We start from the raw sequence: 17,503 nt of genomic DNA on the forward strand, positions 1-17,503 counted from the left end.
AGGTGCCGGAAATTCGCCTATAGGTTGTGTATAGACCGGTGCTGCATCACGCATATTGCTCGACACAGCTCAACTAAAGGCGCCGAGCTATCAACTGTACTGATGAGGACAACCGAAGATGCCGCTCCTGTCGGCTCAACGGGCGCGATCTGGTCGGTCTTCGAACGCAATTTCCTGGACCCATGGCTGAAGATGTCATCGAACTTCTGGTTGTGTTATCAGTTGGCGCGTCTGCGTAGTAAAACTGACGCTTCTGCGTATGACGAATATAATTTCTTAAAGGCCCAGGAGCACAATGCTCGAGCCGCTCCGCCGCGCGGCCGGATAGCCGGGTGCCGCGCCTGTCACCGATCCCTGGGCAACAGCACCCGGTTATTTGCCGGCGGTCATGTGGTTTCCGGCGGCGGAAGGTCGATGCCGAGCGCCGCGCACAGCGGCCCAAGATGTTTCTCGTAGCGGCGCCAGCTTCCGATCGAGCGGCGGTAGATCGGCTCGCGCACCTGCATCAGGCTCGCCGTGCGCACCATGCGCTCGGTGCGATGGAAGTCGAGGCAGGCATCCTCCCAGTCGAGCCCGCAATGGGCGAGCACGCGGCGCGACACGCCGTCGAGGTCGTCGACCAGATCCTCGTATTGAACGTCCATCAGGATGCCGGGCGGTAGCACCTTGTGCCAGTGTTCCATCACGCCCTCATAACCCCGGTAGTAGTGGCCGAGTTCGGTCAGGTCGTAGGCGAATGGCTGTGAGCCTGTGAACAGCAGCGAGTAGCAGGAAATGCAATTGTCGAGCGGGTCGCGCCGCGCGTTGATGATCCTGGCGCGCGGGAACGCCGCATGGATCATCCCGACGAACAGGAAGTTCAGCGGCATCTTGTCGACGATGCGCTCGGCTTCGGGCGCCAGCGTCCGAACGCGGGCGGTGTACTCCTGACCGATCTTCGTCATTTCCTCGGGTGGCAGCAGCGTGATCAGATCGGGATACGCCGGAACGACCTTCTGGCGGTTGGCGCATTCGCCGACGAGATCCTTGAAGGTCTCGAGCTCGCCCGCGCCGAAGACCTTGGAATGGCTGGCCAGCACCTGCTCCATCAGGGTGGTTCCGGAGCGCGGCATGCCGACGATGAAGATCGGGGCCCAGGAATCGTCGCCGTGCCCTGCAACCATGCGAAAGAACTCGGGCGTGAAGCGCGTCGCGACGTTTTTCATCATGCCGAGCCGCTGCTCGGAGTCGTAGTCGAAGGTCTTGCGCTTGAGGGTGTTGGCCTTGTGCAGATGCGAGAAGGCCAGGTCGTAGTCCTTCAGGTCGGACAACGCCTTGCCAAACGCGAAATGGGCTGCGATCTGCTTCTCCTGGTCGAGCTGGTCGACGCGTTCGATCAGCTGCCGTAGACTCGGAAGCCGGCTGTCGTCCGGCTTGAACTTCGACATGTTCGCGAGATTGAGGTGGATCGGCGCGTCGTCCGGCGCCAGCTCCAGGGCCTTCTGGAACGCCGCCGTTGCCTCCTCGAAACGGCCGAGCGCCTGGTAGGCGACGCCGAGATTGTTGTAGGAGCCGAAACGCTCCGGCTTGATCTTGATGGCCAGCAGGTTCTGCTCGATCGATTCCTCGAGCCGGTTGAGCTCGAGGAAGGCGTTGCCGAGATTGCCATAGGCGTCGGCATAGTCGGGCCGGCTCGCGATCGCCCGCTTGTAGTGCTCGATGGCGCGCTCGCGATGGCCCTGGCGCAGCAGCACGTTGGCGATGTTGTTGTGGGTCTCGGCATGCTCCGGGCTGAAGTCGAGGACCTTGAGGTAGTGTTTCGCTGCCTCGATGTCTTTTCCTGTCGTGTAGAGCAGGTTGCCGAGTGCGAAATGCGCATCGAGGTGCTGCGGCTTGTTGTCGATCGCCCGCCGGAGCAGGGCCATCGCCTCGTCGATCAGCCCCTGGTTCTGGCGAACCATGGCGAAGGCGTAGAGGATGCCGGGGTGGCTCGGCGCCAGCGCAAGTGCCGTCTCGTAATGCTGTACGGCCGTCTCATAGTGGCCGGCGGAGGCCTCGACGGCTCCGATGCTGCCATGGGCCTCGGCGGATTTGTCGTTCACCGCGACCGCGCGCACGAAGAAGTCCTTGGCCTCGTCGAGCCGGTTGGCGGTGGTGCAGATCATGCCGAGTCCGACCAGCGCGTCGAACTGGTTCGGCTGCCCCGCCAGGATCAGGTTGTAGATCGTCTCGGCATCCTTGGAGTCGCCACGGCCTTGCAGCCTCTTTGCCACGGCAGCGGCGCCTTCGACCAACGTCTGCAACGATCCGGCCTGCTGCGAAGCGAAGGAAAGCGATGCTGTCGTCGGCGTCACCACGGGCGGGGCCACGTTCACGGGCTGGGGCGGCTTGGCGCCCGCGATCGCCTCGGCAATGGTCGGCCGCACGGCTTCGCTGCCGAGCGCATCGAGCAGCGGCTTCAGCCGGTCGCCATACATCCGCCAGCGGCCGACCGATCCGGAGAACAGCGGCTTGCGGACCTGGACCAGGCTGGCCGTGTTCACCGGACGCTCGTTCTCGTGGAACGACAGGCAGGCGTCATCCCAGTCGAGCCCGCAATGCGCCACGATCTTGCGCGCATGCGCATCGAAGTCACGCACCACGTCCTCATACGCCACCTCCAGCATGACGCCGTCCGGCAGCACCTTGCGCCAATGACCCATCAGGGCATCGTAGGCGCGGTAGTAGCGGCCGAGCTCGGCGAGGTCGTAGGCGAAGGGCTGCGGCTCGGCGAACAGCTGCGTGTAGCAAGACAGGCAGGTGTCGATCGGATTGCGCCGGACGTGAATGATGCGCGCATTCGGTAGCGCGAGATGGATCAGCCCGGCGAACAGGAAGTTCGACGGCATCTTGTCGACGATGCGCTTGGTGTCCGCCGGCAGGTCGGTGAACCGCTCGAGATAGGCGCGCGCGAGGGCCTCAATGTCGGCGTCGGACAGCTTGGCGAGCATCTCCGGATAGTCGCCGCGGGCACGGTCGGTGAACAGTCCCGCGGCGGCCGCGAAATAGTTGACCTCGCCGGCGCCGTGCACGGCGGAATGGCTGGCGAGGAGCTGCTCGACCAGGCTGGTGCCGGACCGGGGCATGCCGATGACGAACACCGGCGCCTGCGATGGATCGCCATGGCCGGCGCGCGCCTGCAGCATGTCCTTGGAGAACACCGCGCGGATGCGCTCGATCTGGCGCAGCGTCTGGTTCTCGTCATAGTTGATGCGGCGGCGCTCGAGAGCATTGCCGGCGTTGAGGTGGACCAGCGATCGTTCGCCGTCCTTGATGTCGGCATAAGCCCGCCCGAGGGTGAAGTGCAGGGCGATGCGCGCATCCTCGGTGAGCGTCTCCGAGTTCGCGGCCAGATCCTGCAGGGGCGCCCAGCGCGCGTCGTCGACCGCGAACGGCTTGACCACGCCGTAGTTGAGGTGCGTGCCGATACTGCGCGGGTTGACAGCCAGGGCGGATTCATACGCGAGCGCCGCCTCGTCGAGCCGTCCCAGGATCATCAGCACGCCGGCGAGATGGTTCATCGTCGTCGCGTCGCGGGGATCGTGGGCGAGGGCCGTTCGATAGCTTGCGACGGCGTCCTCGTAGCGCTTGACGTCGCGCAGCGCATCGCCGCGGTTGCGGTGGGCGACGGCATAGTCGGGGCGCCGGCGCACCGCCTCGTCGTAATGCGCGAGCGCCAAGTCGTGCTTGCCGCGCGATTGCAGGGCATTGGCGAGATTGTTATGGGCCTCCGGGAAGTCCGGCCGTTCGGCGATGGCGCGCTCATAATGGAAGATGGCGGCAGGGACGCTCTTCATCTCCAGGTGCAGATTGCCGAGATTGTAGTGCGCCTCGGCGAGATGCGGGCTCAGGGCAAGGGCCTGCTGATAGGTGCGGATCGCGGCATCGAGCTCGCCGGCGGCCTGCTGGCAGCCGCCGATGTTGAGCAGCACGACCGGCGCATTGGGCTGGATCGCGAGCGCGCGCGTGTAGTGGGCAATGGCTTCCGAATGCCGCCCGAGCATGCGGCAGGCGTCGCCGAGGCTGGCGGCGGCTGCGGCGAAATCGGGCCGCGCGTCGAGCGCGGCCTCGTGGTGCGCGAGCGCGCGCTCGTACTGGTCGAGGCGCTGCAAGGCAAAGCCGAGCGCCTGGTGTGCATCGGCGCTGCCTGCGTCCGCGGCCAGCACCAGCTCCAGATGCCGAACCGCCCCGGCGGGATCGCCAAGGCTGGTGAGCACGCTGCCGAGCAGCAGCCGGGCCTCGGCCGAGCGTTCGTCGAGCGCGACGGCACGCTGCAGATGCGTGCTCGCTCTGGCGAGGTCGCCGAGACCTGCGAAGGTCTTGCCGAGCGACAGCTGCAGATCCGCGGCGTCGCCGGCTTCCTCTGCGGCCTGGTCGAGCAGGGCGCGTGCCTCATGCGTGTCGCCGAGCTGCAGGCGGACCATGGCGAGGCTGCACAAAGTGCGGAAATGACGGGGCTGAAGCGAAAGAACTTTCCGGTAGGCCTGCTCGGCGATGCGCAAGGCTTGATCGCTGAGCGCGGCCGCCGACGGCTGTCCGCCGTCGGACGCTGCGGGGACGAGGCGGGGGCGGAAGGCGACGGCGAGCTCGTTCATGATGACAACTTGCTGAATGTTCGACGAATGCCGTTGTCGAGGCGGATTGAAGCGAAACGGAGGCTTAGACGAGGCCGATCGCAAGCGGTCGGCTAGAACCCTTCGAGCAGTGCATGGAATTTGTCCGGCCACGTGCGGCGTCGATGGCCGGTGCTGCCACAACGCAACGAGCCGGCGTAGACCCAAGGGTCTGCGCCGGCCAATGTTGGTCAGGTTGCCGAGGGCGTCAGCCCCACATGTGATGCATCGCGTGGTGGTGGGACATGTCCGGACCGCTCGATGCGGCTGCAGCGGTTGCGGCTGGCGCCGCCGCGGCCGCCGCCGTGTGGTGGCTGCTGTGATGGCTGTGGTGGCCGCCGCAGTGATGGGTCGTGGTGGTGTTGTTGTTGCCGCCGGTGGTTCCTCCGCCGGCCGTTCCACCGCCCGTCGTGCCGCCTCCGGTCGTCCCGCCACCCGTGGTGCCTCCGCCGGCAGTGCCGCCTCCGGTGGTGCCGCCACCTGTCGTGCCACCTCCGCCCATGCCGCCGCCGGGCGTGGTCGTGCTCGCCGGGGTGCCGCCAGTGCCGTTGGCGATGTTCGGCGTGGCGCCCGCCGGCATACCGGTGCCCTGGGCAATGCCATTGACCGCCGTCGCCGTCACGAAGCTCGTCGCGGATGTGACGTAGGCCGATCCGCCGATCGCGATGTTGTTGCCCGCGATGTCTCCGGCATTGCCGATGTAGTTCGCGGCGGCAGCCTTCAACATCGCCTGATCGGTCGCCAGGGCTGCACCGGTGTCACCGTTCATGATGCCCATCAGGGCCTTCGTGGCCATGGTGGTGTCGGACTGCAGAGCGCCGGCGGCGAGCTCGTCGTCGAAGCGTCCCTTGAACACCGCGCCCTGCGCCGCATCGAATGCCGCACCGAAGTTCTGGTAGTTGGTGATCTGGTCGATCAGGGCCTGCGACGCCGTCCCCGTTCCATTGGCGACCGCAACCAGCTTCGCACCCAGCGTGTTGCCCTCGGCGAGGAAGTTGGCCCAGAAATTGGTCTGCGCCTGATTGTCCTGGAACTTCGTGACCGTGCCGGTCAGGCCGCCGGGCATCTCCGAGAAGCCGCCGCCGTGTCCCGGCATGCCGGTGCCGCCCGCCGCGGCGTTGAGGGCCGCGTCGTTCTGGAACACGTCGATCATGTCGACGATGTTGTCGGCGGAGCCGCGCAGCGCCGTCGGGCTGGCCATCGTTTCGGCGACGTTGTAGTTGTTGATTTGAAGGTTTGCCTGGCTGAGCAGCGTCATCAGATGCAGCGTCGTCGTCTGGGCATCGACAGCGGTTTGACCTGCTTCAATCGCAGCGAGCTTCGCGGGATCGTTCAGGATCGCTTGGAGGCCCTGCGCCACGGCCGTGAAGTCGGCTTGGACCTGGTTGATATTGTTGGCGCTCATGCCGCCCAGCGAAAGGTCAGCGACGGCATTGAACACCGTTCCGATGGCGGTCAGGTCGCCCGCGGCCGCTGCAGCGAGATTGGTGGCGCTGTCGTTGCCGGCGGGAAGGCTCTGGAACGCCACATCCATGGCACCCGTGTTGGCCAGGAAGGGAACGTTGTTGAGCGCGGCCGAGAGATGCGCGTCACCCTGGATCTGCGCCAGGATCTGCATCTGCACGTTGTGGATGGTCTGGTCGGCTTCGGCGAGGGTCGCCGGATTGGTTGTGTTCGGCGCCGCGTTGATCAGCGTCGTGATCTCGTTCGAGACCTGGGTGAGCACCGCGGTGTCGGTCGCGTTGAGCGTAAAGGCCTTGCCGCCGATCGTGACGTCTCCGGGATTGGCCAGCATCGCGTTGATGTCGTTCTGCACGGCATGCAGGTCGGTGGTGTAGCTGCCGAGGAACGGGTTCGAGTTGCCGCTGTTCTGCGGCGTCGACCACAGGCCGGTCGAGATGCGAACGGCGTCGTTGAAAACGACGCCGGCCTGCACGAGGTCGGTCGACAGGTTGAGCGCCGAGGCGCGAACCAGCAGATTGGACGTGCCATTCGCCAGCGCCGTCGGGTTGAAGGTATTGGCTGCCATTGATCATCTCCCCAAGTTTCAACCCGGCGTCTGCTGCTTGGCGGTTCGGCAGCACGCGGGCGTTGATCGGGCTGAGACATCTCGTTCACCTCCTCGCGGAGCGGGCGAAATGTCGCAGCCTCAGAGCACCTGGGAATTATTTGCTCCAATGGGGCCAAAAGAAGCGCCGCGGAGTCCTCAAATATGATGTTGTTCGGGCAAACGACGATTGTCGCAGCCGGGTCACGGCCGCGCTCGGAAGCGTACTAACTCCTTGAATTCCGTCGTGGCATCCTTGCAACATCACCGCTCAGCGAAGCTTCGATGCACGGTCCAGACAAGAAGTTGCCCCGATCTTGCGGCTGGTCGCCGATCTCTCCTTAGAAAAGTTCCAGCGTAACGAGGCTTCACAGTGCGGAACGGAACATGCATCTTTGCTGATCTTCAGAGGCTTCCTTTCTTCAACGCGTGTCGTCTCGCCCGGCTCATCGTCCTTCTCATTTCCCCCGGGAGCACTGCGTGAGTTGACCTCATCTGCTTGCTCCCGGGTATCCGATCCGCAGCAGCTGCTGCGGCTGCCTCATCAACCCCACATGTGATGCATCGCGTGGAGATGCGACATGTCGGGACCGGCAGCCGCGGCCTGGTTCGTATGCGCGCCCTGGCTGTGATCGTGATGATGATGATCGCTGTGATGCGCGGCGTTGCTGCCGTTGTTGGCCGTCGTACCCGTCGATGTGCCGCCAGCCGCCGCTCCGCCGGTCGACGTGCCTCCGTTCGCCGCGGTGCCACCGGCTGCCGCGCCACCGCCGGCGGTGGTTCCTGCCGCAGCTGTGCCGCCAGTGCCGTTGGCCAGGTTCGGTGTCGCGGTGACCGGAATGGTGCCGTGCGCGGTGCCCTTGATGGAGGTTGCCGTCGAGACCGTCGTGGCCGTCCCGACATAGGTGCCGCCATTGACGGGAATGTTGTTGCCTGAGACGTCCATGGCGTCCGCCGCGAAGCCTTGGCCTGCCGCGGCGATCATCGCCTTGTCTGCCGCAAGTGCTGCGCCGGTGTCGCCGTTGAGGATGCCCTGCAGGCCCTTGACGGCATGGGCCGTGTCAGCTTCGAGCGTGCCGCTGAGCAGTTCGTTGTCGAACCGCCCCTGGAATACGGCCCCCTGCGCGGCGTCGAAATTGGCGCCGAACTGCTGGTAGTTCTGGATCTGCGTGATCAGGGCCGCGCTCGCCTGCGCACCGCCGGTCGAGATTTTCTGCAAGGTGGCGTTGATGGTGTTGGCCTCGGCCAGGAATGCAGCCCAGAAATTCGTCTGTGCCTGGTTGTCCTGGAATTTGGTGACCGTGCCGGTCAGTCCACCCGGATCTTCGGCGAAGCCGCCGGAATGGCCGGCATTGCCGTTGCCGCCCGCTGCCATGTTGAGGTTGGTGTCACCCTGGACGATGTCGATGATGTCGAGCAGATTGTCGGCCGTGCCGCGCAGCGCCGCCTGATTTCCCGTGGTCGCCGCCGCGTCGTATTTGTTGAGCTGCAGGTTGATCTGACCGAGCGCGGTCTGCAGGTGGATCGTGGTCAGCGCCGCCGCGTTGGCGGTCTCGCCGGCCTCGATCTGCGCGAGCTGGGTCTTGTTGTTGAGGATGGCCGTCAGGCCCTGCGAGACCGCAGTCAGATCGGTGTTGATCTCCTGCAGGTGCGCCGCGTCGATGCCGCCGGAGGCGAGCTCGACCACCTTGTTGAAGACGAGGCCGACGTCCTTGAGGCTGGCGCCAGCGGTCGCCGCAGCAAGGCTCGCCGGATCGTCCGCGCCGGCGGGCGAGGTCTGGAAGGCGATGTCCTGGCCGCCTGTGTTGGCGAGGAAGGGCACATTGTTCAGCGCGTTCGCCAGATGGGCGTCGTTGTGGATCTCGCCCAGGATCTCCTGCTGGAGCGCATGAATGGTCTGGCTGGCGGCAGCCTGGGTGGTGGCGTTCGCGAACTGCCCCGCCGCCTGCAGCAGCGTCCCCAACTGACCCTCGACGTTGGTGAGGACTGCCGTGTCAGTGGCGTTCAGTGCGAAGGTGTGTCCGCCGAGCGTGACCTGACCTGGATTGGCCAGCATGGCGGCGATATCGGTCTGCACCGCCGTGATGTCGGCCTGATAGCTGCTCAGGAACGTCGGCGAGTTGCCGCTGTTGGCGAGGCTGAACAGGCCGAGCGAAGCGCGGACCGCATCGTTGAAGACGACGCCGGCCTGCACCAGATCGGTCGAATGCTGAATAGCAGTGGCGCGAGTCAGCAGGTTCGACGTGCCGTTGGCGAGCGCGGTCGGACTGAAGTTGACTGGCGTGGCACCACCGCCGCTGCTCGGCGGCGTCGAAGTGGTGCCGCCGGTGCCGTTGGCGATGTTCGGGGTCGCCGTCACCGGGATCGTGCCGTGGGCGAGGCCGTGCACCGAGGTCGCCGTCGAGACCGTGGTGGCCGTGCCGACATAGGTCGCGCCGCCAATCGCGATGTTGTTGCCGGAGACGTCCATGGCGTCAGCGGCGAAGCCCTGTCCGGCGGCGTTGATCGCCGCCTTGTCCGCCGCGAGAGCCGCGCCGGTGTCGCCGTTCAGGATGCCCTGCAAGCCTTTCACGGCGGCCGCCGAGTCGGCTTCCAGCGTGCCGCTGAGCAGCTCGTTGTCGAAGCGGCCACGGAAGACATTGCCCTGGGCGGCGTCGAAATTGGCGCCGAACTGCTGGTAGTTCTGGATCTGCGTGATCAATGCCGCGCTGGCTTGCGCGCCGCCCGTCGAGATCTTCTGCAGGGTTGCGTTGATGGTGTTCGCTTCGGCCAGGAACGCGGCCCAGAAATTGGTCTGCGCCTGATTGTCCTGGAACTTGGTGACCGTGCCGGTCAATCCGCCGGGATCCTCCGCGAAGCCTCCGGCATGGCCCGGCATGCCGTTGCCGCCGGCTGCCATGTTCAGGTTGGCGTCGCCCTGGATGATGTCGATGCTGTCGAGCAGGTTGTCGGCCGTGCCGCGCAACGCAGCCTGATTGCCGGTCGTTTCCGCCTTGGCATACTGGTTGAGCTCGAGGTTGACCTGTCCGAGCACCGTCTGCAGATGGATGGTCGTGAGCGCGGCCGCGTTCGCCGTTTCGCCGTTCTCGATCTGTGCGAGCTGGGTCTTGTTGTTGAGAATGTTGGTCAGACCTTGCGAGATCGCGGTGAGGTCGGTCGTGACCTCCTGAAGATTGCCGGTGTGGATGCCGCCGGAGGCGAGGTCGACGACCTTGTTGAAGACGAGGCCGACATCCTTCAGCGTGTTGCCTGCGGTCGCTGCGGCCAGGGTCGCCGCATCATCGGCACCGGCCGGCGTGTTCTGGAAGCCGACGTCCTGGCCGCCGGTGTTGGCGAGGAAGTTGACCTTGTTGAGCGCGCCGGACAGATGCGCGTCGCCGTTGATCTCCTGCAGGATCTCCTGCTGGACCGCGTGCAGCGTCTGATCCGCGGCTGTGATCGTCGCAGCATTCGTGGTCTGCGGTGCGGCCGTGAGCAGCGTCGAGATCTGCGCTTGCACGTTGGTGAGAACGGCGGTGTCGGTCGCGTTCAGCGTGAAGGCCTGGCCGCCCAGGGTCACCTGGCCGGGATTTGCGAGCATCGCCGCGATGTCGTTCTGCACGGCGTGGAGATCGGTCGTGTAGCTGCCGAGGAACGGGTTCGAGTTGCCGCTGCCGGCCTGCGAGAACAGGCCGAGCGAGGCGCGCACCGCATCGTTGAACACCACGCCGGCTTGGACGAGGTCGGTCGACATGTTGAGCGCTGAGGCGCGCACCAGCAGGTTCGACGTTCCGTTGGCCAGCGCCGTCGGGTTGAAGGTGTTATTCGCCATAGATCATCTCTCCCCAAGTTCATCCGACGCCCGGCAGGGCCCCGTACCGAAACTGGCCGGACGATGCGGAAGCGCATCGGCCCTGCGTCGGACGTGATGCGCCGCGCCTCACGCCCGTGCGCCGCTGTGTCGCGCGTTCTTCTGACGCGCGCTACTTTGTCGCACCTCGCTATATGCTCGGAGCAATCGGGCCAAAAAAGGCGTGGGGGAGTCCGCAAATATGTTGTTCTCGGGACATCGCGGATCTGTGACAGATGCGCCGCGATCGCGTGCCAAGTGATTGATTTCTGGCAGCAAGCAGCAAATGCGCGGTGCGGCGACCGGGCGCGAATTGCATCTTGTCGTCAAGATGCTGCCTGCATCTCGCCGGTGAGTGGCCGGTCTCCAGCGATCAGACGCAGGGTTGGTCTGATGCTGTCAAGGCTGCCCGGCGACGCGGGCGCGCGGCATTGTCTCAGCGCCATCGCTGGAAAAACGCCACGATGGATTGTCTATCGGGGAAGTTAGAGGCAAAGGCGCCTGGGCGTGTCGGCCGACCTCGCCGTGCGCCGTTCAGGACGGCGGCGCGGCCTGGCGCTGCGCCAGGAGCGCAGTCCTGATCTTCTGCAGCAGTGTGGTGTAGAGCTGATTCCAGGCCGGGTCATTCTGCCCGTTCGCGTCGAGCCCTTGCTTGGTCAGGCCCAGGCTGATCCGGTAGACGGCGAGGGCGCCGTCGATGTTGCCGAGCGGAAGGAAGGCATCGCCCAGACTCTGATAGGAATTTGCAAGCGCCTGCTGCAGCGACGGGTCGTTGGCGATCGTGTTGGCGAGATGGGTGATCAGCGCGGTGTTGGCGCGACGCTGCTCGAAGGCTTCGGCATGGCGGCCCTGGGCGGTGAGCACATCCGCCAGCAGAGCGTGGCACCAGGCGAGGTCGCGCTGAAAGCTGAGATTGCCGCGATGGGCCGCGGTCAGCTTCCGGATGATGGCGAGGCTGGCGGAATAGGCGGCATGCGCAGCCTCGAGGTTTCGCTGAACGAACAACACGGCGCCGATGCGGTTCAAGGCGACCGAGAGGTTGCGTTGAAACCCGGCGTCGTCCGGATTGGCTGCGGTCAGGTACCTGACGATGGCGATGCTCTGCTTGTAGTTCTGCAACGCGTCCATGAGATCGCTGGCGGTGGCTGCGCGATCGCCTTCCGCGATCCCGGCGGCAGCCTGATCCAGCAGCCTGCCAGCGGCGACCGTGACGCCGACCGCAAGGCCCCCGCGGGCGACATCGCCGCGCGGGCGTTCCAGCAGCGCGGCGAGCGCGACCGGCTCGTCGCTCTCCACGGATTCCGGCGCAGACTCTGCTCTCGAGGCTCGATCCCGATCAAAGGGCGCAGGCGGCGCCTGCTGCTGAGAGGCGCGCGGTTGCGGACGCAATCCCCGTCCGAAGCCGGGAATTCGGCGCAACATGCCCTCGACCTGCGCGGCCGTGATCAGGCGCGTGCATTCGAACTGCCGGGACGTGCCCTGCCATCGCGGGCACCACAGAAAGTCCTCATGGTCGAAGCGATGACGGGCATCATTCCAGCAACTGTTGCAGGCGTGATGGTTGATGACCCGATAGGGGGTCGCAAACTCGTTGGTCGGGTGGGTGAAGCCGCTGATCAGCACGACCGGAGTGCCGACCGCCCAGGCCAGCCATGACAGCCCCGAGGAAAGGCCGATGAAGAACGCGGCGTGCTTGAGCCAGCGGGCGCGCTCGGGCAGCGGCCGGTCGCCGGTCTGATCCTCGGCTTCGGCAGGAATCTGCGTTCGGAAAGCGCCGTGGCTGCGCTCCGCGGTCTGATCGACGCAGATCACGCGATAGCCGGTCGCGCGCAGGAAGGCCACGACGCTCTGCCAGCCCTCCGGATTGTTCCAGTGCTTGCATGCGGTCGTCGCCTGCACGGCGATGCAGACATAGGGGTCCTCGATGGGACGGCTCTCTTCGCTCAACGCGACGCGTGGCGGCTGCTCGGCCGGATCGACGCCGAGAATATGAGCTGCTGTCCGATGCAGACCGACCTGCCGGAAATCACAGGGATGATGCACGAACTCGGCATCGTCGAAGAACAGCGCGACCGAGTAGGTCGCGTAGTATCGCTCCGCCTGGACCGTGTCGTGGCTGAGGAACGTGATGTCTGGGTAGGCGGCGCGGAACAGCGGGATCAGCGGCTCGCCCATCGCACAGCTCAGGCGGCATCGATGCAGGTCCTTGAACTTCACCACATAGCTCATCCAGCCGATGATGTCGCCGATCGTGCCGACCGGGAATTGGATCAGGACGTCGCGGTCGGTGGCGTCATAGTCGTGGCACAGCAGCAGCTCGGGCCCTGACCACACTTCCAGCCTGAACGGGACGAAGTAGCGCTTGCTGCTGTTGACGTGCCCAGAACGCAGGTCGATGTCGAACAGGACGTTGGCGGTCTCGAGATCGCTCAACCGGACGCGCCAGGCGTGTCCGGTGTCGGGCAGCATGACACGACAGCCGTCGTTGAAATCGAAGCGCAGCCCTTGGGGACCCTCCTGGGTCGGCACGGTCGCTGGCGGTGGCAGTCGCGGCTTGCGTGCCTGATCAGACGCCTCGGTGCGGGCGCCGGGCTGGGCGGACGGTAACGCACTCGTCGGCACCATCGCCGGGTCCGAGGTGCGGGGAAAATTTGCAACGTTCATGTTGAGGTGCCGACGCGGTCTGCGTTCATTCGTGAGCGATGGCGCCGACCGCGGCTGTTCGGTCTTGTTACTCCACGAAGGCGCGGCGCCACTGATCGAGAACCGGCTTCATCAGATAGCTGAGCATCGTCCGGCTGCCGGTTTGAACGTAGACTTCGGCCTGCATGCCGGGCATCAGGTTGACGTTGCCGAGCCGCTTGCGCTCCTCGTCGGATAGCGTGATCCTGACCGTGTAGAAGGTAGAGCCGGTTCGTGGGTCATTGGTGATATCAGGCGACACGAACGAGACCTGGCCGCTCAATTTCGGCGTGGTGCGCTGGTTGAAGGCGTTGAAGTGGACCATCGCATCCTGCCCGGTGTGGACGTGATCGATGTCCTTGGGCTGGACGTGCCCTTCGACCTGCAGTTCGTCCGAATCGGGGACCAGCTCCATGACGGTCTCACCCGGCTTGATGACGCCGCCGATGGTGTGGATCGCGAGCTGGTGGATGGTGCCGGAGTTCGGCGCGCGCATCTCGATGCGATCGAGCTGGTCGCGCGCGGCGACGCCCTTCTCGACCAGATCGCCTTCCTTGGCCTGTGACTCGCTGAGATCCTTGACCACCTCGCTGCGGAAATCCTGATCGATCTTGACGGTCTGGAGCTCGGCTTCGCTGATCTTGGACCTCGTCTCCGCCACGCTGGACACCAATTGGCCGCGTTCACCGTCGATTCGAGCGGCTTCCCGCTGCAGCGTAGTCAGTCGCGTCAGCGGAACGAGCCGCTTGTCATAGAGCTCCTGCACGCCGGCCAGCTCGCCCTTGATCAACTCGATCTGCTTGTTCTTGGATTCGAGCTGGGACTCCATGCCGCTGATCTCGTTGTTCAGCTGGACGATGCGGCCCTGCAGCAGCTCCTTCTGGCTCTTGCGGGTCGTGGCACGGGCCTTGAACAGCGCGTTCTCCGACGCGATCACGGTGCGGACATTCGGATCGTCCTGACGTGAGGTCAGAGTGGACGGATAGTCCGGCTGATCGAGACCGTCACGCTCGGCCGAGAGCCGTGCAATCTTGGCGCGCTGCTCGTTCAATTGCTTGGTGATCGCCTGGAGCTGGGCTTGGCTCTGCGTGGCGTCGAGCCGCACGAGCAGATCGCCCGCCGCGACGCGCTTGCCGTTGTCGACCTTGATTTCCGCGACAATGCCGCCGGTCGGATGCTGAATGGCCTTCACGTTGGATTGCACCACGAGATTGCCGGGGACCACGATCGCGCCGGCTAGCGGCACGAGGGTCAGCCAGCCGCCGCCGAGAACGGCGGCGACAAGCAGCACCCGCAAGCCGAGACGCAGCTCGTTCTCGAACATGCGGCTGACGCGCGGCACCAGCGATTCGTCCGAGCCGTCGTCGAGATCAGCCGCCGTTCCTTGCGTCGCAATGAAGGTCATGCCGGTGGTCAAGGCCGTGCCGGCGGTGCCGACCAGGCGGCCGACCCGGGTTTGCGGAACGACGGGCGCATGCGCCAGGCGGGCAGGGAGGTTCTGCTGTCCCATCGGTCGCGGCGCACCGACGCCGAAATTGCCGTCGCGCCGCGCATCCTGCAGGTCGAGCACGGGCGCCGAATTGCCGCCCGCCACGCGTGCAGGCGGATGGCGCGGCGGCGGCGATAGCTCCGGCTCGTAGCCACGCATCGGTGCGGGCTGCTGCCAGTCCATCTCGCGGATGCCTTCACCGCGGCGTGCCCGGGGCGCCTGGGCACCGAGACCGAACAGCGACAGCGACGCACCGAGGGCGCGGCCCATGGTGCTGCCCTTTTTCTTGCGCGGCTTCGGCCTGCCCTGCGACGGCGGCGGACGCCGGCGCTTCTTGCCGCCGTCACGTGCACCGCGGCGTTGTCGCGGGTCCTCGTCGGAGCCGTCGTCGAATGCGCCCTGCAGCCGCTGCAGCTCGAGGATCAATGCGTCGCCCTGCGGACCGACCGCGCGAGTCTTCGGTCGTACATAGTCGTCGTCGTCGAACGGCCTGAAGTCGTTGATGTGTTTCATTGATCAAGCGCTTTCTGCTGGGGCGGCGCGACGAAGCGAGCGGGCGTTCGGATTTGGCGCCGCTGCGGGAGCAGCAACCCTGGGCGGAGCGGGGGCATGCGCGACGGCAGGTCCCGCGGCCTTGTTGGCCCCGGCGACTCGGGCAAAGATCTCCTGGCAGGGACCGAATGCGATCGCCTTGCCCTCGTACAGCACCAGCGCCATGTTGAGCGCATTCAGCGCGCTGGGACGGTGCGAAATCACGATCACGATGCTCTGGTTCTGCTGCCGCATGATCTGAATGGCGCGGCTGAGCGCGTTCTCCCCGTCGGTGTCCAGATTGGCATTCGGCTCGTCGAGGACGATGAGGAAGGGATCGCCATACACCGCGCGGGCCAGACCGACGCGCTGCCGCTGACCGGCCGACAGCGACATGCCGCCTTGGCCGATTCGCGTCGAATAGCCCTCCGGCAGCCGCAGGATGATGTCGTGCACGCCGGCGATCTGCGCCGCCTTCAGAATCGCATCCGAGCTCGCATTCTCGTCGAAGCGGCAGATGTTGTCGGCGATGCTGCCATCGAACAGCGCGACGTCCTGCGGCAGGTAGCCAATGTGGCGGCCGAGATCCTCGTTGCTCCATTGGTCGAGCGCTGCGCCGTCGAGGCGGACGGATCCATGCTGTGCAGGCCAGATGCCAACCAGCGCCTTCGAGAGCGAGGTCTTCCCAGAGGCACTCGCGCCGAGCAGTGCCAGGCCCGTGCCTGCCTTGATCGAAAACGATACGTTCTGAACGATCGGCCGGTCGGTGCCCGGCGCGGTGACCGTCAGTTCCTGCACGGTCAGCTCGCGGAACGGGCGGGGCAACGCGACCGGCGGCGCTTCCGGCCTCGCCGTGGCCTTGCAGATATCACGCAAACGCGCGATGCCCTGGCGCGCGGCGACGAGCTGTTTCCAGCTGCCAAGTGCGATCTCGATCGGGGCGAGCGCGCGGCCCATCAGGATCGACGAGGCCATCATCACGCCGCCGGAGGCCTGTTCGGAGACGACGAGCGCCGCGCCGATGCCGAGCATGCCCGACTGCAGGATGAAGCGCAGCACTTTCGCGGCGGCCCCGAGATTGGCGTAGACGTCGCTGGCGCGAATGTTGTCCTTCAGATAGCGCTCGTTGACGGCGTTCCAGCGTGCCGAGAAGCGATCGAGCATTCCGAGCGCGCGAATCACCTCGGCATTGCGCTGGGTGGCATCGGCGAGAACCTGCCGCGCGGCGCTCGTATCGCTGGCGGATTTGCTCGCCTGACGCGACAACCGGTCGGTCACCAGCGTCATCGAGATGATTCCGGCCGTGCCGATGACGGCGGTGATTCCGATCAGCGGATGAAACAGGAACATGCCGATCAGGAAGATTGGTATCCACGGCATGTCGAGGAACGCGGTCGGTCCCATGCTCGACATGAAGGCGCGGAGCTGGTCGAGATCGCGCAGCGGCTGCTGCATCAGCATCGGCTTGGTGCCGCGCAGGGGCAGGGTCGCTAGAGCATGGTGGATCGCGTCCTGCAGGCTCGCGTCGAACACGGTGGCCACCCGGCACAGCATGCGGGTGCGCAACGCGTCGAAATAGCCCTGGATCAGATAGACGGCCAGAATCATCACCGACAGGCCGACGAGCGTGGCGAGATTTTTGCTCGGAACGACGCGATCATTGACCTGCATCATATAAACCGAGCCCGAGAGCATCAGGATGTTGATGACGCCGCTGAACACGCCGATGCCGGCCATGCGCTTCACAGCCTGGCGCAACCCGCGCGTCACCGGATCGTCGCTTCCCGAGAGAAGGTCGTTGAGGGCAGCCGCGGCTTTCGTTCTCGGGCGCTCTTGAGCCAGACTCATCCAGGCGCGTCTCCCAAAACACAGTGCTTCACTCCGCGCTATTGACAGTCGATACCGACGATTTTCCGGCAACAATTGGACATGTGGGCAATTCCGTCGCAGCGTCGCGGGCACACGACCGGCGCGAGACGCAATGCGCCGGGTCGGCTCTGAAAAGGTGTGGCGTCGTTCGGAGCGATCGGGTCTGTGCGAAATCTGTCCGCGATCGTCGATGGTTGCAGCGTGATAACAGCCATCGGCACGCGACGCGTGTCACACATTCGTCCGTCTATCACCTTGGTTCCGTACTCATTGGTCGCGGTCCGGGCCGAATGACGCCACGAAGCCGAATAAATCTTCCTGCGGTGCAACGCACAGGCGTTGTCATCTCGATCATGCGGTATTCGATGATGGTGCGGAGAACGATCATGATGGCGGCGGCAACACGAGGACATGCGGCCCCGCGC

At 65.4% G+C, this 17,503-nt stretch carries 6 protein-coding genes; all 6 read right to left on the reverse strand.

All coding sequences use genetic code 11. The features are described from left to right. Positions 1–386 precede the first annotated feature (386 nt). Positions 387–4,613 (reverse strand): sulfotransferase, encoded by a 4,227-nt coding sequence (locus ACQR1F_RS26020; protein WP_434914106.1) that lies wholly within the window; start codon positions 4,611–4,613, stop codon positions 387–389. Between the two features lie 226 nt (positions 4,614–4,839). Continuing rightward, complete coding sequence (locus tag ACQR1F_RS26025) at positions 4,840–6,660, reverse strand: hypothetical protein (protein WP_434898770.1); 1,821 nt, start codon at positions 6,658–6,660, stop codon at positions 4,840–4,842. Between the two features lie 562 nt (positions 6,661–7,222). Then, positions 7,223–10,489 carry a beta strand repeat-containing protein gene (locus tag ACQR1F_RS26030; RefSeq protein WP_434839858.1) on the reverse strand — a complete coding sequence of 1,089 codons (3,267 nt, stop codon included), beginning with the start codon at positions 10,487–10,489 and terminating at the stop codon, positions 7,223–7,225. A gap of 552 nt (positions 10,490–11,041) precedes the next feature. Beyond that, a complete protein-coding gene (locus ACQR1F_RS26035) occupies positions 11,042–13,171 on the reverse strand; it encodes an autotransporter strand-loop-strand O-heptosyltransferase (protein ID WP_434914107.1) in 2,130 nt (709 codons plus the stop codon). 67 nt (positions 13,172–13,238) lie between these two features. Next, positions 13,239–15,191 (reverse strand): HlyD family type I secretion periplasmic adaptor subunit, encoded by a 1,953-nt coding sequence (locus tag ACQR1F_RS26040; RefSeq protein WP_434914108.1) that lies wholly within the window; start codon positions 15,189–15,191, stop codon positions 13,239–13,241. Positions 15,192–15,194: 3 nt separating this feature from the next. Then, positions 15,195–17,057: a type I secretion system permease/ATPase gene (locus ACQR1F_RS26045; protein WP_316178628.1), complete on the reverse strand. Its 1,863-nt coding sequence runs from the start codon at positions 17,055–17,057 to the stop codon at positions 15,195–15,197. Between the last annotated feature and the right edge of the window lie 446 nt (positions 17,058–17,503).

Source organism: Bradyrhizobium sp. HKCCYLS3013, assembly GCF_051167615.1.
Taxonomy (GTDB): Bacteria; Pseudomonadota; Alphaproteobacteria; order Rhizobiales; family Xanthobacteraceae; genus Bradyrhizobium.